The sequence below is a fragment of the Enterococcus sp. AZ163 genome (assembly GCF_050498925.1).
In the GTDB taxonomy this organism is placed as follows: Bacteria; Bacillota; Bacilli; order Lactobacillales; family Enterococcaceae; genus Enterococcus_A; species Enterococcus_A ferrettii.
Window position 1 is genome coordinate 2,519,844 of the sequence record NZ_JBIPAO010000001.1, and the last position, 18,970, is coordinate 2,538,813.

General features: G+C 37.3%; 17 protein-coding genes. 12 read left to right on the forward strand and 5 right to left on the reverse strand.

The genetic code is table 11. The features are described 5' to 3' along the window. Positions 1 to 28 precede the first annotated feature (28 nt). The 8 genes from IGI46_RS12000 to yihA all read left to right on the forward strand — a co-directional run bounded on the left by IGI46_RS12000 (position 29) and on the right by yihA (position 7,896). A complete protein-coding gene (locus IGI46_RS12000) occupies positions 29 to 316 on the forward strand; it encodes a hypothetical protein (protein WP_429963345.1) in 288 nt (95 codons plus the stop codon). Positions 317 to 342: 26 nt separating this feature from the next. Beyond that, on the forward strand, positions 343 to 1,365 hold the full coding sequence (gene sppA / locus IGI46_RS12005) for a signal peptide peptidase SppA (protein WP_429963346.1): 1,023 nt from the start codon (positions 343 to 345) through the stop codon (positions 1,363 to 1,365). Between the two features lie 3 nt (positions 1,366 to 1,368). Next, positions 1,369 to 1,950, forward strand: a complete 582-nt coding sequence (locus IGI46_RS12010; RefSeq protein WP_429973508.1) for an RDD family protein — start codon at positions 1,369 to 1,371, stop codon at positions 1,948 to 1,950. Continuing rightward, the gene (locus tag IGI46_RS12015; RefSeq protein ID WP_429963348.1) at positions 1,937 to 2,872 is read left to right on the forward strand and encodes a hypothetical protein; all 936 of its coding nucleotides are present in this window, start codon (positions 1,937 to 1,939) and stop codon (positions 2,870 to 2,872) included. Before IGI46_RS12010 ends, IGI46_RS12015 begins: the two co-directional genes overlap by 14 nt. 101 nt (positions 2,873 to 2,973) lie before the next feature. Continuing rightward, positions 2,974 to 4,257, forward strand: a complete 1,284-nt coding sequence (gene tig, locus IGI46_RS12020) for a trigger factor (RefSeq protein WP_429963349.1) — start codon at positions 2,974 to 2,976, stop codon at positions 4,255 to 4,257. Between the two features lie 169 nt (positions 4,258 to 4,426). Beyond that, a complete protein-coding gene (locus IGI46_RS12025) occupies positions 4,427 to 5,848 on the forward strand; it encodes a GH25 family lysozyme (RefSeq protein WP_429963350.1) in 1,422 nt (473 codons plus the stop codon). Positions 5,849 to 6,002: 154 nt separating this feature from the next. Further along, positions 6,003 to 7,247, forward strand: coding sequence for an ATP-dependent Clp protease ATP-binding subunit ClpX (gene clpX / locus IGI46_RS12030; protein ID WP_207701616.1), 1,245 nt, complete (start codon positions 6,003 to 6,005; stop codon positions 7,245 to 7,247). Between the two features lie 52 nt (positions 7,248 to 7,299). Next, positions 7,300 to 7,896: a ribosome biogenesis GTP-binding protein YihA/YsxC gene (gene yihA, locus IGI46_RS12035; RefSeq protein ID WP_429963351.1), complete on the forward strand. Its 597-nt coding sequence runs from the start codon at positions 7,300 to 7,302 to the stop codon at positions 7,894 to 7,896. On the opposite strand, the gene IGI46_RS12040 is transcribed toward yihA, so the two are convergent. Then, positions 7,893 to 8,045, reverse strand: coding sequence for an SPJ_0845 family protein (locus IGI46_RS12040; RefSeq protein ID WP_429963352.1), 153 nt, complete (start codon positions 8,043 to 8,045; stop codon positions 7,893 to 7,895). The two genes, yihA and IGI46_RS12040, sit on opposite strands and share 4 nt — an antisense overlap. Before the next feature lie 122 nt (positions 8,046 to 8,167). Between IGI46_RS12040 and IGI46_RS12045 the strand changes: the two genes are divergently transcribed. Next, complete coding sequence (locus tag IGI46_RS12045) at positions 8,168 to 9,493, forward strand: hypothetical protein (RefSeq protein ID WP_429963353.1); 1,326 nt, start codon at positions 8,168 to 8,170, stop codon at positions 9,491 to 9,493. A 15-nt stretch (positions 9,494 to 9,508) separates the two neighbouring features. Further along, a complete protein-coding gene (locus IGI46_RS12050) occupies positions 9,509 to 9,691 on the forward strand; it encodes a hypothetical protein (protein WP_429963354.1) in 183 nt (60 codons plus the stop codon). 46 nt (positions 9,692 to 9,737) lie between these two features. Here the strand turns inward: IGI46_RS12050 and IGI46_RS12055 are convergent, their stop codons facing one another. The 3 genes from IGI46_RS12055 to IGI46_RS12065 are packed head-to-tail and all read right to left on the reverse strand — an operon-like array spanning position 9,738 to position 13,330. Then, positions 9,738 to 11,654, reverse strand: a complete 1,917-nt coding sequence (locus IGI46_RS12055) for a PTS fructose transporter subunit IIABC (RefSeq protein WP_429963355.1) — start codon at positions 11,652 to 11,654, stop codon at positions 9,738 to 9,740. Between the two features lie 12 nt (positions 11,655 to 11,666). Continuing rightward, entirely contained in the window at positions 11,667 to 12,581 is a 915-nt protein-coding gene (gene pfkB / locus IGI46_RS12060; RefSeq protein ID WP_429973509.1) for a 1-phosphofructokinase, read from the reverse strand. Next, the gene (locus IGI46_RS12065) at positions 12,578 to 13,330 is read right to left on the reverse strand and encodes a DeoR/GlpR family DNA-binding transcription regulator (RefSeq protein WP_429963357.1); all 753 of its coding nucleotides are present in this window, start codon (positions 13,328 to 13,330) and stop codon (positions 12,578 to 12,580) included. The genes pfkB and IGI46_RS12065 overlap by 4 nt, the downstream gene beginning before the upstream one ends. A gap of 161 nt (positions 13,331 to 13,491) precedes the next feature. Between IGI46_RS12065 and IGI46_RS12070 the strand changes: the two genes are divergently transcribed. Next, a complete protein-coding gene (locus IGI46_RS12070; protein WP_429963358.1) occupies positions 13,492 to 14,952 on the forward strand; it encodes an alpha-amylase in 1,461 nt (486 codons plus the stop codon). Between the two features lie 68 nt (positions 14,953 to 15,020). Here the strand turns inward: IGI46_RS12070 and IGI46_RS12075 are convergent, their stop codons facing one another. After that, entirely contained in the window at positions 15,021 to 16,562 is a 1,542-nt protein-coding gene (locus IGI46_RS12075; RefSeq protein ID WP_429963359.1) for a ClC family H(+)/Cl(-) exchange transporter, read from the reverse strand. Positions 16,563 to 16,723: 161 nt separating this feature from the next. Between IGI46_RS12075 and pcrA the strand changes: the two genes are divergently transcribed. Then, positions 16,724 to 18,970 (forward strand): DNA helicase PcrA, encoded by a 2,247-nt coding sequence (gene pcrA / locus IGI46_RS12080; protein WP_429963360.1) that lies wholly within the window; start codon positions 16,724 to 16,726, stop codon positions 18,968 to 18,970.

The following is an 18,970-nucleotide window of genomic DNA, read 5'->3' on the forward strand; positions in this document are numbered from 1 at the left end:
TAGAATATAGAAAAAAAGGAGGCAGAGTATGCAGCAAGTAGAAAATTTAACTGTTGGACAATTACGCAGGTTTTTAGCTGAACTAGAAAAACAAAAAGCAGTGACTGAAGATACGAAAATCTTTTTAGATACAGGGTGGGACAGTATTCAGGAAATCGCTCCTAATGCGTTAAGTATTGAAGAAGCGAAAATTTTTCAAATTGAGGATCCGTTAAATCATGAGATTTTCCAGGGATATTCATTGCTTGAAAAAGCTGAAAAAATGAAAGCAACTGGTCCAATTGAGAAAGTGTTAATTATTCGCAATTTGTACTAACAAGCAAAATAGGAAGTGGGAGAGAAATGAATAAACGTCGTTGGGCAGCTGTGGGAATCGCCTTTTTTTTACTGATTTTCTCAGCAATTACATCCAGTGTAACTAGAATTAGAGAAACAAAAGAAAGTATGGGGCAAATAAATGAACTGCTTTACGGAAATGGTGAGCCTCAGGAAATTGTGGTAGAACCGGGTAACAGTACCCAGAAAATTGCTAAATTGACGATTGAAGGTACTATATTGAACACTGGACCTAGTAGTATATTTTCAAGTACCGGCTACAATCATGAAGCTTTTATGCAGCAGCTTGAACTGGTCAAAAACGACCCGACTGTTCAAGGCGTTCTTTTAGTTGTAAACACACCAGGTGGTGCCGTTTATGAAACAGCTGAAATTACTAAAGAACTTAAGAAAATCGAAGAAGAGATACCAGTATACGTTTCAATGGAAAATCAAGCAGCTAGCGGTGGTTATTATGTATCGGCAAATGCTGAAAAAATCTTTGCAAGCGAGGATACTGTTACTGGTTCAATTGGTGTTATTATGTCTAACACCAATTATTCTGGTTTGATGGAGAAATTGGGAATTACTGATGCTACGGTTAAGAGTGGTGCGTTAAAAGATATCGGTTCTAGTTCAAGGCCACAAACTGAACAAGATCGTGAAGTGCTACAATCTTATATCGACAGCAGCTACGGTCGTTTCGTGAAAGTTGTTTCTGAAGGCAGAGATATGAAAGAAGAACGAGTGAAGGAGTTAGCCGATGGCCGAATCTATGATGGTGCTCAAGCTTTAGATAATGGTTTAATTGACGCAATTGGTTATCCTGAAGATGCTATGGAGGCTTTAAAAGCTGATAAAGGCTTATCTGATGCACAAGTAATTGAGTATAGTGAGGGCAATACCGACTTTATTAATAGTTGGTTAGGCAATCAAATGGCTGAAATCCAGAATTTAAAACCTACTCAAGAACAACAAATTGCTAACATTATTGAACAGGTGGGTACACCGCAATCACCCAAGGCCATGTATCTTTATGGAGGGGAGTAAAAAATGGCAAATGAAGAATTAGGACGTCCAGCAGTATCACCACTGGTTGGTAACCAAGAGGAAAATGCCACGCTGAAAAGTAATTCACCTAAAACAAATGAGCATCGTTACCCTAATTACTTTTATGCAGGTTTTTGGATTCGCTTCTTTGCTTATTTAGTTGATAACCTGTGCATTACCGCTCTTACTACCATTATAATAGGTGGGCCTTTTAACCTACTAGGATTAGAAAGAACTAGTCAGCTGTTTTCGGTTTATGGCATACTTTCTTTAGTTGTATATCTGGCATACTTTGTTTTACTAACTAAATTAAATAATGGACAAACACTTGGCAAGATGATTTTTGGTATTCAAGTAATTTGTTTTAGTGAGGAAAAACTGAGTTGGTCAACTGTACTGGTTCGTGAAGGCGCCTGTCGGTTTATTCTAAAGAACACGCTATTCTCATTAGGCTACCTGGTTGCTATTTTTACTCCGAATAAACAGCATTTAGGAGATTTATTTACTGAAACTAGTGTGGTTACTCTAAATATGCTGAAAGCTGCAGAACACGAAGGAGCACTAAACTATCATGAGCAGTATTGATTTTCCTGGAAACTATGAGAACTATTTACGAAAAGGACAAGAAGCACTAGTGGAGCACCATTTGGCTGAAGGTTTAATTCAACTAGAAGCAGCTTACCAAATAGAACACGATCCAATTGTCAATTGGATGATATCAAGCACGGCATTTGAGTTAGGTGAATATTCAAAAAGCCTTTCATATATAGAGGAGCTTCCCAAATTTTATTTAGAGGAAGAAAGTCGTGCGGAATTATACCTGCAGAATCTTTTAATGCAAAAAAATTTTTTAGATGCTCGGAAATTAATTTGGGAAATACAGAAGCAAGGTAAATTAAAGAAAGAAAAGGTTCAAAGTTTTACGGATTTGTTAGAGATGCAAGAAGCCTTCTATCAGCACACGCAACGAAGTTTGATAAGAGAAATAAAGAAAGAACTAGAGGAACTGCCAAAGCTTCCAAAGGTATACCAACTGCAAACTGCTCAAAAATTCAAAGAACTTCCACAAAAAGATTTGTTGGATACGTCAAAAAAAATATTGGTAAATACTCAGGTTTCTCCTTTAGTTCGAAACTTTTTATTTGAAGAGTTGGTGAAGTTGGGCACCAAGGATATTGTTTCTATTTTAGCCGTTGACGGTTACAAACATAGTCTTTATCCATATGAAATAGGAACTTCAAATGACAGCACACTGAAACGAACTATTTTGGAGAAACTGACCGATTTTTTAGAAAACCAAGATCCTGTATTATTAGCTAATTTACAAGAGGAAGTAGAGTTGGAGATGGCACTTCTATACCCATTGCATCAACTTTATGATAAAAGTGATTTTTGGGTAAATAGCTATCTTTCAGAATACCTTCAAAAAGAATTGTCGTTAGATCAGAAAGTCGAATCGATCAGGCAGAAAATCAAGAAAGAATTAAATGGGTTTTATGAAGGATAAAGTGTGCAGAATCATAGCTTTATATTTACAATTGATAACCATTAGTGTACTATTTAGTAGTATGCAAATAGCAAGTATTTTAGTATTCGGAGGGAACAAACTTGACAGCAACTTTTGAAAAAACAAGCACCAATGAAGGTGTATTAACATTCTCAATCGATCAAGAAGTTATTCAAAAAGGATTGACGAGTGCATTTAACAAAGTGAAAAAGGATTTATCAGTACCTGGTTTCCGTAAAGGTAAAATTTCTCGTCAGGTATTTAACCGTATGTACGGCGAAGAAGCTTTATATGAAGATGCTTTAAATGTTGTCTTGCCAGAAGCCTATGAAGCTGCTGTTAAGGAAGCAGACATCGAGCCTGTATCTCAACCAAAAATCGATGTTGATACGATGGAAAAAGGTAAAGACTGGGTAATCAAAGCAGAAGTTACTGTAAAACCTGAAGTTAAACTAGGTAAATATAAAGACCTAGAAGTTCCAAAGCAAACAGTAGAAGTTTCAGATGAAGATGTTGAAAATCGTTTAAAACGTGACCAAGAAACTCAAGCAGAATTAGTAATCAAAGAAGATGAAGCTGCTGAAACTGGTGATACAGCTATAATTGATTTTGAAGGTTTCGTTAACGATGAAGCGTTCGAAGGCGGGAAAGGTGAAAACTATTCTCTTGAATTAGGTTCGGGTTCATTTATTCCGGGATTTGAAGATCAAGTAGCAGGTCATAAAGCTGGGGACGAGTTTGACGTAATAGTTACTTTTCCAGAAGAATATCAAGCAGATGACTTAGCTGGAAAAGAAGCAGTCTTTAAAGTAAAAATTCATGAAGTAAAAGCGAAGGAATTACCGGAACTAGATGATGAGTTTGCTAAAGATATTGACGATGAAGTTGAATCGTTAGATGAACTGAAAGAGAAATACCGCAAAGAATTGCTTGACCAACGTGAACAAGCAGCGAAAGAAGCCAAAGATGAGGCTGCAATTAAACAAGCAGTAGACAATGCTGAAATTACAGATCTTCCTCACGTAATGATTCACGATGAAGTACACCGTTCAATGGATGAATTTTTAAACAATATGCAACGCCAAGGAATTTCTCCAGAAATGTACTATCAATTAACAGGATCTACTGAGGCTGATTTGCACACTCAATTCGAAGGTGAAGCTGAAGGCCGAGTAAAAACGAATCTTGTCATGGAAGCAATTGTTGAGGCAGAAAACATTGAAGTTTCAGACGAAGATGTTGAAAATGAAGTAAAACAATTAGCAGAAATGTACCAAATGCCAGAAGACCAAATCCGTAAAGTTCTTACAGAAGATATGTTGGAACACGACATTAAAATGAAACAAGCTGTTGAATTAGTTACTGGAACAGCTATTGAAAAATAATTTTTCCTTAGAACTTCGCCGCTCTTAAGCGGTGAAGTTCTTTTTATATAACGATGATTAAAATGTACTCCAAAATAAAAAAACAAAAAACCAATAATATAACTTCAAATTTTCAGTCATATTTGTTAAAATGAAGAAGAGAAAATCTTAATAAAAAAGGAGAGAAAGAATGAAGAAAAAAATTTTAGGTATGAGTCTGTTAGCTGTTTTTTGTCTGAATATAACATCAAATGCTTTTGCTGAGGATGTATCAAAAACTAATTCTAGTGGAAATACGATTACTAGTACTGCAGAAAACTCGGTTGAGGTTCAGACATCAGAAACTACGGAGGTAATACAATCTTCTGATTCGTCTTCTGAGATTGCTAATAGTTTGGAAGAAGTGAAGCCTTCAGAAGAGAGTGAGTCTCAAGAAGAACCTAATCAGGATGAAGAGGACATAAATCCATCGGAAATCACTACTGAAGAGGGAACATTTTATTTACCCAGTGGGCGTTCTGATGCACCATCGCTTTTTAGAGCCGCGAGAGCTGCTACTTCCATTCCAGTAGTTCAAGCAACAAATAATAATACACCGACTAAAAGTTTTATTGATGTTTCTTCGCATAATGGGACTATTTCCGTCGAGGCTTATCAAGGCATGAAGAAATATGGTGTTACTGGCGTGGTAGTTAAATTGACTCAAGGCACTTGGTATAAAAACCCGCTGGCTGCTTCTCAGATTAATAATGCAAGAGCTGCTGGTCTTAAGGTTTCAGCTTATCATTATAGCGAATTTACTACAGATGCTCAGGCGATTGCCGAAGCCAACTATTTTGCAACATCAGCTAATTCTCTGGGATTAGCGAAGGAAACTGTTATGGTTAATGATATTGAGGATCCCAGTATTGCAGGAAAAGGCGATCATACGTCAAATTCCAGAGCATTCGGTTCTCGATTAAATCAACATGGATTTGCAAATGTTCGTCACTATGTGGGGCTACATTGGATTACAGGTGGTCGAATTAATACAGGTGTTTTAGGAAATAAAAATATTTGGGTAGCCGCTTATCCATATAATCTGTCTCAAAATAATTTGTATACGCAGTACGGAGCTTGGCAATGGAATTCACAACTGCGCTTCCCTAATGTAGGTGGCAACTTTGATATTTCCGCTGATTACACTGGAGCGTTCATCAACCCTCAAGCTTCCGATACTGTCGCGATGCATCGTTTGTACAATCCAAACAGTTCTGAGCACTTCTATACACAAAATGGTATTGAGAAAGATATATTAGTGTCAAAAGGCTGGCGTTATGAAGGTATTGGCTGGAATGCCCCAACATCGGGAGCACCAGTCTATCGACTATATAATCCCAATGCCGGAGATCATCACTACACGTTGAATTTTCATGAAAAAGAGAATTTGGTAAGATTAGGCTGGCGTTATGAAGGTATTTCATGGTATTCGGGTGGGAACATTACTTTGTTAAGGCTGTATAATCCAAATGCTAAAGCGGGATCTCATCATTATACAATGAATGTGAACGAAAAAAATAATTTAGTGCGATTGGGTTGGCGTTATGAAGGACTTGCATGGTACGGTAAATAACTTTGATGAGAAGTTCTCTTTTGAGAGCTTCTTTTTTCTTTAAAAAACAACTAAATTCACTTGCTATCTTTGTGTTTTTCAATGAATATGGTATTATAGATAAAGACTGCAATCGTGGAAACACTTGTAGGAAATGAATCAAGAGGTGAAAGCCATGTATGAGAGCACTGGCGCAGGGGATACAGTTCGCTGTTCTTTTTGCGGAAAAACCCAAGAAGAAGTTAAAAAGATAGTTGCGGGGCCTGGCGTATACATTTGTAACGAATGTATTGATCTTTGTAAAGAGATCATTGATGAAGAATTTCACGAAGAAGCAATACGTGAATTCATCGACGTTCCAAAACCCAAAGAAATCTTGGATGTATTGAATGAATATGTAATTGGTCAAGACCGTGCTAAACGTGCATTGTCTGTGGCTGTATATAATCATTACAAGCGTGTCAATACGGAAGCCGAAGAGGTGGACGAAATTGAATTGCAAAAGAGTAACATCTGTTTAATCGGACCAACTGGATCTGGTAAAACATTCCTAGCCCAAACTTTAGCACGGACATTAAATGTACCATTTGCGATTGCTGATGCAACGAGCTTAACAGAAGCAGGATACGTTGGGGAAGACGTTGAAAATATTCTGCTGAAATTGCTGCAGTCTGCGGATTATAATGTTGAGCGTGCTGAAAAAGGGATTATCTATATCGATGAAATCGACAAGATTACTCGTAAAAGCGAAAATGTTTCGATCACTAGAGATGTTTCTGGTGAAGGTGTACAACAAGCCTTGCTTAAAATTTTGGAGGGTACTGTTGCTAGTGTGCCGCCACAAGGTGGACGCAAGCATCCACATCAAGAATTTATTCAAATCGATACAACTAACATTCTTTTTATTGTTGGTGGAGCTTTCGATGGCATTGAGACTATCGTTAAAAATCGGTTAGGTGAAAAGACAATTGGTTTTGGTACCAACAATAAGAAAATTGATGATAACGCTAGTGTGATGCAGCAAATTATCCCAGAAGATTTATTAAAATTTGGGCTAATCCCTGAATTTATTGGTCGTTTGCCAGTAACAACTGCACTAGAAAAATTGACTACTGATGATTTGGTCCGTATTTTAACCGAACCAAAGAATGCTTTGGTTAAACAATACCAAAAACTTCTCTCTTACGATGAAGCAGAATTAGAATTTGAAGATGGTGCACTGAAAGCAATTGCCAATAAGGCTATTTCCCGTAATACGGGAGCACGTGGATTGCGTTCGATTATTGAAGATATTATGATGGACGTAATGTTTGATATTCCTTCGGATGATACTATTCAAAAAGTCATTATAACCGAGGATTCAGTTGAAGGTACAGGGAAACCAGTGATTGTATATCTAGATGAGAAAAAAGCTGGATAATAAAGAAGTGAGCCGCAATTTATTGTGGCTCTTTTTTAGAGGGGAGAAAAAAATGAAAGTTCATCAGGCGGAAATTGTCATTAGTGCTGTTTCACCAAAACAGTATCCTGAGACAAATCTTCCAGAAATTGCTTTGGCAGGACGATCAAATGTTGGGAAATCTTCATTTATTAATACTTTAATTGACCGAAAAAATCTGGCTCGAATTTCAGGAAAACCAGGGAAAACCCAAACATTGAATTTCTATTTAATTGAGAATTGTTTGCACTTTGTTGATGTCCCTGGTTATGGATATGCAAAAGTATCCAAAACGGAGCGTGCAAAATGGGGCGAAATGATTGAGACGTATATTACTTCGCGTAAGCAACTAAGAGCAGTTGTTTCATTAGTGGACATGCGACATGAGCCTAGTAAAGAAGATATTCAAATGTATGAGTTTTTGAAATATTACAAGATTCCGGTTATTCTTGTTGCTACTAAAGCGGACAAAATCCCTCGTGGAAAATGGAATAAGCATGTGAGTGTGATTAAGAAGGCTTTGGATTTCGATCCAAACGATGATTTTATTATGTTTTCTTCAGAAACAAAGATGGGAAAAGAAGATGCCTGGCGGGCTATTGAGAACAAAATGAAAGACGAGCTGATTTAGGATTGCTCGTCTTTCTTTTTGTCGTCTTTTGGTTTAAGGAATTTTTCAATATCTTTATTTTCTTGAATATCCTTTTTTTTGTCAGGATCTACAGCAAATTCTTCAAATAATTTATCTAGATCATCAGAGCGTTCAAATTTTAAGCCCATGTTAATTCACCTCCATCTTCATAGTTTAGCACGTTTGTAGAAGATTACAAACGGAGCAAACAATTATTTATGTATTTTTACATCAGTACGGTATAATTGAAATATAGATAGGAGTGAGAGCGATGGGGGAACGTCAGTTATATAGTGTGAGTCAGTTACAGAAGTTAGATGGAGCTGCAGCAAATAAAGCCGTTAAAGATTGGTTAATAATGGCGCGCCTGTTGTTTGAACCTGATGAAATGTCAATTAACGGTGCAGAAGAAGTATTTGATTTACCAATAATGGAACAAATTATTGATAAACTTTCTTCAAACGATGACAAGTGGTTACAGGTGAAAAAGGGGGATGAAGAATCAACCATTCATGTGCTTGGGAATACCGTATTTGAGAAAAGCTTGTTAAATGAATCTACTTATTATCATTGGCAGCCTGTCTATCGCGATTATTTGAAACAACGCTTAGAAACATATGGTTTCTTTGCTTGTATTCGTTCTTACGATGAATATTTGTACCACAATACTAGCGAAATTGAAAAGCGGAGACGCTTTGAAAGTGCAGAAAAAACGCAAACGCTTCCTAAAATGCGTGGGATTAATGGAGAAATCATTGTAGACTGTAACAGTTTTCCTGGCTACGACGTTTTTCATACAGGGTATTGTTTAACCTCTTGTTGGCAAATGTTCTTCGGAGAGGCTTACAAGCAGTTATTTCCCAAACAGTTGTTGTTAGAGATTCAACAAGTTGAACGAGTTGTTGAAGTAGGCACTGGTGTAGAAATCGAGTTATACAAAAATCCTTTTCAGTGGGAAGAACCAGCAAATTTAAGATTTCAACGACTATTTAGGAATCAATTAGGGGTTCCACAGTTGTCCTTTACAAATGGCGTTGGCTTGTTGAAACAACCTTACATTGAATTCGCTTTTGAGGACACTGTTGTTCAGACTGTACAATATCAGAATGAACAATTTCAACCTGCTGAAAAAAATAAGGCTTCCTATTTTGTTACTCGGACCTATGATTTTATTAATGATCAGTACCGAGTACATCGCATGAAAGGTGCCTTGAATGCCTTAGCCTATTTTCCTTGGATTGATGATGAGGAAGAGAAGATGATGAATTATCATATCCTTTATCCAGAAAGAACTTTAGATCAAGGTTTAGCGGCTTATGAGTATTATATAAGAGATGCGATTGAGTTAGAACTTTCCGATACACGCTATCAAGATTACACTACAATTTTACAATTTTTTATTCCAGATAGCGCTTTTAAGGATTTTCCAGTGGACGGATTAAAGCAAAAATTGAAAGATATAACTGTGCAACAACTTAGCCAAGAAAATGACACTATTCAGCTATCCTTAGAAAAAGGGAAAAATCGATTGATGGTTGTGTTTGCGGATCAAAGATCAATCTCTAGAAATGGACAAATCAATATGCTTCAGACCTGATAGGAGGGGAAGACGATGAGTCAAATGATAAAAAGGGTTGGATTAATGTTTGTAGTAGTATTATCAATAGTTGCGTTACCTTCTTTTATGGCTAAAACAGTCTATATTACGTTGCTATTTGTTGTAGTAATAACAGCCTACTTTGTTCAGCCAAAGCTGCAGCCTATCAAAGTTAGAAGAAACGAACGTAGAAACTAATTTAAACAGAAAAAAAGGAATCAGAATTTCTGATTCCTTTTTTGTATTATTGTTGTTCAACCGGTTTTTTTATTAACCCGTAGATAACACCAGAGATAATAGCGCCAATAAGAATAAACACTAGATACATAACTGGATTACTAACTAATAAAGCTACAAAAATACCGCCGTGAGGAGCTAATAATTTGATGCTGAATGCTCCTACTAAACCACCCGCTACTGCAGATCCAACAACGAAGCTTGGAATTACGCGGATAGGGTCTGCAGCTGCAAATGGAATTGCTCCCTCTGTAACGAAGGACAGTCCCATGACAATATTGGTTAAACCAGCATCAACTTGACTCTTTTCAAATTTATTTTTGAAGAGACGAGTTGCCACGAAAATTGCTAATGGAGGAACCATACCGCCAGCCATAACTGCAGCCATAACGATTGAACCACCAGTTGCCACAGTAGTAGCTAGGGTTGCAGTACCAAAAACATAAGCTGCTTTATTTATTGGACCACCTAAATCAATTGCCATCATACCACCAAGAAGTGCACCTAGAAGAATTGCATTTGATCCGCCCAAACCAGTCAAGAAACCATTTAATCCATCATTAATTGCTTTCATTGGGATATTAATCAATAACATCAAAAAACCTGTAATTAACAAGCCAAAGAATGGATAGAACAGAATAGATTTGATACCGTCCAATGATTTTGGTAAACCGCTAAATACTTTACGCAACAAGACAATAACATAGCCAGCTAAGAAACCGCCAATTAATGCTCCTAAAAAGCCAGCACCTCCAGTGTTAGCCAATGCACCGGCAGCAAAACCTGCGATTAAACCTGGACGATCTGAGATGCTTGAAGCAATGAAACCAGCTAGTACGGGTAGCATAAAACCAAAAGCTGCACCACCGATTTGATTGAACATACTTGCTGCTTGATTGTAATTCCCTAAGTTAGCTAATTCAGAATTTGGCACACCTATAAATTGGTCAATCATAAAGGATAGCGCAATCATGATTCCGCCACCGATTACAAATGGCAGCATATGAGAAACACCATTCATTAAGTCTTTATAAATACGTTGGCCAACTGTACCATTATCACTAGCTTCGTCCTCAGAACTACCAGAACCATCACCATGATAAATTGGTGCTTTTCCACTTAAAGCCATTTCAATTAATTCTTCGGGCTTTCTAATACCGTCACTAACGGGACGATTAATCAACTTTTTACCATCAAAACGGTTCATTTCAACTTTTTTATCTGCTGCCACAATAACGCCGGATGCTCGATCAATATCTTCAGCAGTTAGTCGGTGCTTAATTCCTTCAGATCCATTAGTCTCAACTTTAATGTCTACGCCTAATTCTTTTGCTTTTTTCTTCAAAGCATCTTCCGCCATATAAGTGTGGGCAATACCAGTAGGACAAGCAGTTACAGCTACAATATATTCACGGTTGAAGTCTTTTAATTCTTCTTCTGCTGCTTCTTGCTTTTCTTCTTCTTCCTTAGCTTTTTCAGCTGAATCAAATAATTGTTGTACCTGATCGGGAGTTGTTGCTTGCTTTAATTCAGCAACAAAATCAGGATTTACTAACAAACGTGATAAGGCAGCTAAAGCTTGCAAGTGCGTGTCATTTGCGCCCTCTGGAGCTGCAATCATAAAGAACAAATAAGTTGGTTGTCCATCCAATGATTCATAATCAACACCTTTATTACTTTTAGCGAATAGAACAGTTGCTTCCTTCACTGCACTATTTTTAGCATGAGGCATAGCAATTCCATCACCTAATCCAGTTGATGTTTGAGCTTCACGAGCCAAGATGCCTTCTTTGTAAGTAGCAATATCAGTAATACGTCCTGCGTCGTACATTTTTTGAACCATTTCATCAATTGCACCTTTTTTATCAGTTGCTTGCAGGTCCATAATCATTGCATCTTTGATCAATAGATCTTTGATATCCATTTATAATTCCTCCTAATCAATCTTTGTAACTTTAACTTCAGGTAACAGTTCATTAATAAAATCTTTTGTTGCTAAATCATCAGAGAAAGTAGTAGCACTTCCGCAGGCGACGCCCCATCTAAATGCTTCGATTGGATCTTGTGTTTTAGTAAAACTGCCAACAAATCCGGCAATCATTGAATCGCCTGCTCCAACAGAATTTTTTACAGGACGTTTCAAAACGTTTGATTGATAAATTCCATTTTCTGTGAATAATAGTGCACCATCACCAGCCATTGAAACTAAGGCATGCTGTGCCCCTTCTTTTAACAATCTACGTCCGTAAGGGAAGATATCTTCAATCGAATTAAAAGTTGTATTGTACAATTCAGCCAATTCATGATTATTAGGTTTGACCAATAGAGGTTTCTTTGATAACGCATCCATTAAGTCTTCACCAGTAGTGTCAATCACAAATGTTGCTTCCTTATCTCGAATGATTTCTATTAGTGTTTGATAAAATCCGGTAGGAACACTAGCAGGTTTGCTGCCGGATAATATCACGACATCATTAGCTGAAACATCAGCTAATTTTTGTTTTAAGCCACTCATTTCCTCTTGCGAAATATTGGGACCTAAGCCATTAATTTCAGTTTCTTCAGCAGCTTTTAGTTTAATGTTGATTCGGGTGTCATCCTTAACTGCTGTGAAATCGGTTCTGATTTCTTCTTTTTTCAGCCATTCTTTAATGAATTGTCCAGTAAAACCACCCACGAAGCCTAAAGCTGTAGAAGAGGTATCAATTCTTTTTAGAATACGCGAAACATTAATTCCTTTGCCACCAGGCAGTTTTAGATCACTTTTCATTCGATTAATATCTCCAATTGCTAATTGATCAACATGAACAATATAGTCAATTGAAGGATTCAGTGTAACTGTATAAATCATACAGCGACCTCCTTAATAGTTGTCAGCTCTTTAATCTTGTCATAAACAATCAGCGGACATTTGTCAGTGAGGATTGTTGCAGCTTCCAAATCGGCAACGCGTGAAAAACTAACTTGGTTGAACTTACTGTAATCGACTAAAACAAACACCTCTTGGGCATGGTCCATTGCTAAGCGTTTCAAAGAGGCTTCCTCTGTATCAGGAGTAGTAAAACCGTGTTCAATATGAACACCATTCATGCCCATAAAAGCCTTATTGAAACGATAATTAGCTAGCTGTTCCATGGCTTGAGTACCAATTACTGCATCCGTTGTCAATTTAATTCGTCCACCTAAAACGATGGTATTAATTTCCTGCTCAACTAAACGGGAAGCCAATCCAACTGAGTTAGTAACTGCGGTAACTTCTTTTCTTTTAAGTAAAGGAATCATTTCTAGAGTTGTAGTTCCAGCATCTAAATAGATAACATCTCCACTTGTGACATAATCAGCTGCTAATTGGGCAATTGCCTGTTTTTGTTGAACGTTTTTGAATGATTTTTCGATCATACCTAATTCTTGTTCCAAGTATTGGGGACGTCTTGCTCCACCATGAACTCTTTCTAACAAACCAGCATTTTCTAAATCTTGTAAATCCCTTCGTATAGTTGATTCTGAAGCATCTAGCAAAGTTATAAGATCCTGAGATTTGAGAATAGAATATTGATCCAATAGTCCAACTATTTTCTTACGCCGTTCGTCTGTAAGCATTTTCAACCCTCCTTCAACAAGTATATTACCACAAAAATTTATGCATTTCAATCAAAAACGGTCAAAAACATCCAAATATCTTTACTAGTTGTTAATACGGGCATTTTAATACGAATTTTACTCGTTATCTAGTAAAATAAAATAGAAAATGAGGTGTAAGTATGAAAAATGAGACGATTTTACAAGCTTTTGAATGGTATTTGCCAGCAGATAGCAAACATTGGCATCGTTTATCTAAAAAGTCAGAAGAATTAAAAGAACTAGGAATATCTGCTGTATGGCTTCCTCCTGCGTATAAAGGTTCTGCGGGGATTGATGATGTTGGCTACGGAACATATGATCTATACGATTTAGGAGAATTTGATCAAAAAAATACGGTTCCGACCAAATACGGAACGAAAGATGAGTATTTACAATGCATCCAAGCACTGAAGAAATACGATATGAAGGTTTATGCTGATATAGTTTTTGATCACTTTATGGGAGCTGACGAAGAGGAGACTGTTCGAGCTGTGGCTTATAGTTTTGATGATAGAACAAAACCTATTTCAGATGAAAAAGAAATTAAGGCTTGGACAAAGTTTACTTTCCCAGGGAGAAAGGGGAAATACAATCAGTATCAATGGCACTGGCAAAACTTTTCAGGTGTAGATTATGATGCCCGTAATAAGGATCATGCCATATTCAATTTCGCTGAAAAAGGATGGGAGTCGCAAGTTGACGACGAAAATGGGAATTTTGATTATTTGATGGGCTGTAATTTGGATATGAAAAATCCTGAAACTGTAGAGCAATTAGACAAGTGGGGTAATTGGTATCAAGCGTTAACAGATGTAGATGGTTATCGGTTAGACGCAGTAAAGCATATCCGTTTTGATTTGTTTGTTAATTGGTTATTGCATCGTCGGGAAGAGAAGCATGAGGAATTGTTTGTGGTAGGCGAATACTGGACAGATGAGTTAGATAAGTTACATGAATATCTAGACTTATCAGGTAACTTAATTCTACTATTTGATGTTCCATTACACTTTAATCTTTATCAGGCTGCTAATTCTATGGGGAATTTTGATATGCGGGGAATTTTTGCAGGAACGTTAATTGAAACTCGTCCGGATTGGTCGGTAACTTTTGTAGATAACCACGATACCCAAAAAGGGCAAAGTTTGGAATCCTGGGTAGAGGGTTGGTTCAAGAGTCATGCATATGCGCTAACACTTTTACGGAATGAAGGTACGCCAGTAGTCTTTTGGGGTGATCTTTATGGATCGAAGAATGTGGAAGCTGTTGGTTCCAACCTTACAACTATGATGAAGTTACGAGAACAATTAACTTTTGGCAGCCAAGCGGATTACTTTGACGATCCTAGTATAATCGGATGGACCTGTACAGGTAACTTTGAGAGTGAGCATTCTGGTATGGCTGTGATTCTGACCAATGCTGGCGGTGGAGAAAAAGAGATGACTATCAGTGCCATTCATCAAGGAGAAACCTTTGTAGATATACTCGGAAATAATGAAGCCAAAGTACTTTTAGGTGATAATGGTCAGGGCGTTTTCCCAGTAAATGACGGGCAGGTTTCAGTTTACGTTAATGAAAAATTAGTTCAACAATTACACGAATAAAAAAGTAGAGTGTCTTCAAAAAGTTCCTATAAGAAGAGACACTCTATTTTTAACTTCTTTTTCTACTACTAGAAAAGTTGAGAGGTTTTGTGAATCATTCGTTTGACAAGTGGTACATGATCTTCAGCAGTTAAAATAATTAACTGATCCCCCGCCTTCATAACCGTATTTCCATGAGTCAAAATTTCTGAAGATCCTCGCCGAATGGAAATTAAAAGCATATCTTCAGGCCATTGGAAATCACGAATCATAACTCCATCTAGTTTGCTTTCTACTGTGACTGGATATTCAATAACGGTCTTAATTCCGCTAATTGAGACAAAGTGATGTTTAAGCAATTTCTCTAACAAAGACTCATAAATAGGATTACCACCTAATAGATCGTTCATAAGGTATGCAGTTAAGGAACACACTGCAAGGGGCATTAGATGAGTAATATTTCCTACCATTTCGGTTACTAAGATAATTGCAGTAAGTGGTGCTTTACCGATTGCGGTGAAATAAGCCGCCATTGCAAAAATAACGAAACTTCTGATGTACATACTATCCATACCTAAATAATTATTTAAGACAGTTCCGTAAAGCCCGCCAAGAATTGCTCCTAACGTCAAAATTGGTAAAAAGATTCCTCCAGGAAGATTTCCTCCATAGGAAATCATTGAAAAACAATAGCGCAGTAAAAAGAGGCCAATCAAGAAAATAAGAGGAAACTGTTCATGGTTAAAATCTAAAATCAACTGATTCCCACCCCCTAAATAATGAGGAAAGAAAAAGCCAATCGGAATAACTAGTAGAAATGGAATTATTCCATAGAAATGTTCGGGTAAATTAGTTAGCAGATAAAGCTTGGACAAGGCAAGCAGTGTCGATTGGTAAATATAGCCAAAAATTCCCAAAAGAATTCCTAGGAGAATCAGATGTCCGTAATAGCGCAGCGGAAGTTGTGGAATATTACCAAGATATAGAACTGGTTTTAGGCCAAAAAAATTAAGAGAAACAAAATTAGCAGTTAAAGCAGAAGTTAAGGAAGTCAGCCAAATTAATGGCGAAAAGGTATGGTGGATTTCTTCAATAACAAAAAGCAAGCCAGCAATTGGTGCATTGAAAGCAGCAGCCAAACCAGCAGCGGCACCACTAGAAATAAAAATTTTTTTCTCAGAAGTGCTAGCACCCGTCTTTACTCCGAACCCTTTGCCAACCATTGCTCCCAATTGAATTGAGGGTCCTTCTCGGCCTAAAAAAAGTCCCGCACCAACTGAAAGAATTCCGCCAATAAACTTTTTCCATAGCACTGAAAACCAATCCTGTTGTAATTCGCCTTGCAACTCTCCCTCAATTTGCGGAATACCACTACCTTTAATATGCTGTTCTGAACGAATCAGTTTAGAAATGATCCAGGCTAAAAAAAGCATTACTATCACCCACGGGATAAGGGAAATAGGACTTGTTTGCGCATATATGTAAAATTTTTCGACAAAATATACAGATTTTTCAATCAGCAATCGAAAAAGACTAACACAGAGACCTGCTAGTAAACCAATCAAAACTCCTTTACCGATAAACACTAATTTTGTGTTGTCTAGTCGTTTAATTTCATGTGTGTTATCCATAGAAACCCTCCAATAATAATACTTAAATAATGTAGCGCTGTTTTAAAAAGAAGGCAAGGAAAATAACAAAGAAAATTAGCTTTTTTTTAATGGCTGCTAGTTTCACGAATGTATGAGAAATGCTATAATTGATAGGATTGAAAACAGAAAGGAAGTTTTGCATGCAGAAACAAGAGTTGTTGGCAGGGCTTAATCCTAAGCAAAAAGAAGCAGTTTTACATACAGAAGGTCCTCTTTTGATTATGGCTGGTGCTGGTAGTGGCAAAACAAGAGTGCTGACACAACGCATTGCTTATTTAATAGAAGAAAAAGAAATTAACCCTTGGAATATTTTGGCGATCACGTTTACTAATAAAGCTGCTCGAGAAATGAAAGAACGAGTGAATGGGATCTTAGGTCAAGGTGGGGAAGATGTATGGGTATCTACCTTTCACTCTATGTGTGTACGTATTCTTCGTAGAGATGTAGACAAGATTGGATATGACCGTAATTTTACGATCTTGGATAGTTCCGATCAACTGACCCTGATGAAACGTATCCTGAAAGAATTGAATATTGATCCTAAGAAATATGATCCTCGTTCCATTCTAGGTACTATCAGCAATGCTAAAAATGAACTGCTGACTCCTGAAAAATATGCGGGAATGCAAGGATCATTTTTTGAAGAAATTGTTGCCCGCTGTTATGAAGCATATCAGAAAGCGTTACGAAACAATCAAAGCATGGATTTCGATGATTTAATTATGAATGCCATTCGTTTATTCGAAGATGAAACCGATGTTCTAATGTATTACCAGCATAAATTCCGTTATTTGCATGTAGATGAATATCAAGATACCAATCATGCTCAGTACACATTGGTAAATATGCTGGCGGCTCGTTTCCGGAATTTGTGTGTGGTAGGAGATGCAGATCAAAGTATTTATGGTTGGCGTGGCGCAGATATGCAAAATATTTTGGACTTTGAAAAAGACTATCCAGATGCTTCAGTCATCCTATTGGAGCAAAATTATCGTTCAACAAAAAAAATCTTGGATGCAGCAAATCAAGTGATTCAAAATAATAGTAATCGACGGAAAAAAGATCTTTGGACAGACAACAAAGATGGTGAAAAAATAACATATTATCGGGCAGATAGTGAACGGGATGAAGCACAATTTGTTGTGAGTAAAATTAAAATGGAAGCTCAAAACAGTGATCGAAGCTACAATGATTTTGCGGTACTTTATCGGACGAATGCCCAATCTCGTACTATTGAAGATACTTTAGTAAAGTCTAATATACCTTACACCATGGTTGGTGGTCATAAATTTTATGATCGAAAAGAGATTAAAGACATTATTGCTTATTTGAATGTCATTAATAATCCAAGAGATGGTGTAAGCTTTGAACGAATTATTAACACACCAAAACGAGGAATTGGTGCTGCTTCTGTAGATAAATTGCGTGCCTTTGCTCAGATGCATGATTGGTCGATGTTAGAAGCGGCCCAGAATGTAGAGTTGGCTAATATTTCTGGCAAAGCTGGACGTATGATTGCCGAGTTTGCTGTGATGATGGAGCAGTTTCGGGAAATGGTTCCCTATCTGCCAGTGACAGAACTAGTAGATCAGGTATTGGAACGAAGCGGTTATCTAGAAGAACTAAAAAATCAGCGTACCCTAGAAGCGGAATCCCGTTTAGAAAACTTGGAAGAGTTCCGAACAGTTACTCAGGAATTTGATAAACGTTATGAATTACAGGATGAAGAAGATGCAGAAGCACCAGAAGAAAAATTAGCAGTTTTTTTAAATGATTTAGCTTTGGTATCTGATTTGGATGATTACCAAGAAGACAGTGCTCAGGTTACTCTGATGACGTTGCATGCGGCGAAAGGACTAGAATTTCCGATTGTTTTTCTGATTGGTATGGAAGAAAATCTCTTTCCGCTTTCTCGTTCATTAATGGAGGAATCTGAATTAGAGGAAGAACGCCGATTGGCTTATGTAGGAATTACTCGTGCTGAGGAAAATTTGTATTTGACTAACGCATTTTCCCGGACACTTTATGGTAAAACACAATACAACCAGCCCTCTCGTTTTGTGGCTGAAATTGGTGATTCTTTAGTAAAACCAGAAGGAATGCAGCCGCAAAAAAATCCAGCAACATCTAATCCGTTTTCGAATGCGCAATCGTTAAAACAGGCTAAGTATCAACAAGCAATTCGTGAACCGATCAGTAGTAAAACTGCGTCTGGCGGCGAAAAAGAAGACTGGAATCCTGGGGACAAGGTAAAACATAAAAAATGGGGAATCGGGACAGTGGTAAAGGTTTCTGGGAATGCAAACGATATAGAATTAGATATTGCTTTTCCACAACAAGGAGTGAAGCGATTATTAGCAGCTTTTGCTCCAATTGAAAAAATTTAG

Coding starts and splice junctions, on each gene's coding strand:
- IGI46_RS12000 (WP_429963345.1), top strand. CDS start 29: ATGCAGCAAGTAGAAAATTTAACTGTTGGACAATTACGCAGGTTTTTA.
- sppA (WP_429963346.1), top strand. CDS start 343: ATGAATAAACGTCGTTGGGCAGCTGTGGGAATCGCCTTTTTTTTACTG.
- IGI46_RS12010 (WP_429973508.1), top strand. CDS start 1,369: ATGGCAAATGAAGAATTAGGACGTCCAGCAGTATCACCACTGGTTGGT.
- IGI46_RS12015 (WP_429963348.1), top strand. CDS start 1,937: ATGAGCAGTATTGATTTTCCTGGAAACTATGAGAACTATTTACGAAAA.
- IGI46_RS12025 (WP_429963350.1), top strand. CDS start 4,427: ATGAAGAAAAAAATTTTAGGTATGAGTCTGTTAGCTGTTTTTTGTCTG.
- clpX (WP_207701616.1), top strand. CDS start 6,003: ATGTATGAGAGCACTGGCGCAGGGGATACAGTTCGCTGTTCTTTTTGC.
- yihA (WP_429963351.1), top strand. CDS start 7,300: ATGAAAGTTCATCAGGCGGAAATTGTCATTAGTGCTGTTTCACCAAAA.
- IGI46_RS12040 (WP_429963352.1), bottom strand. CDS start 8,045: ATGGGCTTAAAATTTGAACGCTCTGATGATCTAGATAAATTATTTGAA.
- IGI46_RS12045 (WP_429963353.1), top strand. CDS start 8,168: ATGGGGGAACGTCAGTTATATAGTGTGAGTCAGTTACAGAAGTTAGAT.
- IGI46_RS12050 (WP_429963354.1), top strand. CDS start 9,509: ATGAGTCAAATGATAAAAAGGGTTGGATTAATGTTTGTAGTAGTATTA.
- IGI46_RS12055 (WP_429963355.1), bottom strand. CDS start 11,654: ATGGATATCAAAGATCTATTGATCAAAGATGCAATGATTATGGACCTG.
- pfkB (WP_429973509.1), bottom strand. CDS start 12,581: ATGATTTATACAGTTACACTGAATCCTTCAATTGACTATATTGTTCAT.
- IGI46_RS12065 (WP_429963357.1), bottom strand. CDS start 13,330: ATGCTTACAGACGAACGGCGTAAGAAAATAGTTGGACTATTGGATCAA.
- IGI46_RS12070 (WP_429963358.1), top strand. CDS start 13,492: ATGAAAAATGAGACGATTTTACAAGCTTTTGAATGGTATTTGCCAGCA.
- IGI46_RS12075 (WP_429963359.1), bottom strand. CDS start 16,562: ATGGATAACACACATGAAATTAAACGACTAGACAACACAAAATTAGTG.
- pcrA (WP_429963360.1), top strand. CDS start 16,724: ATGCAGAAACAAGAGTTGTTGGCAGGGCTTAATCCTAAGCAAAAAGAA.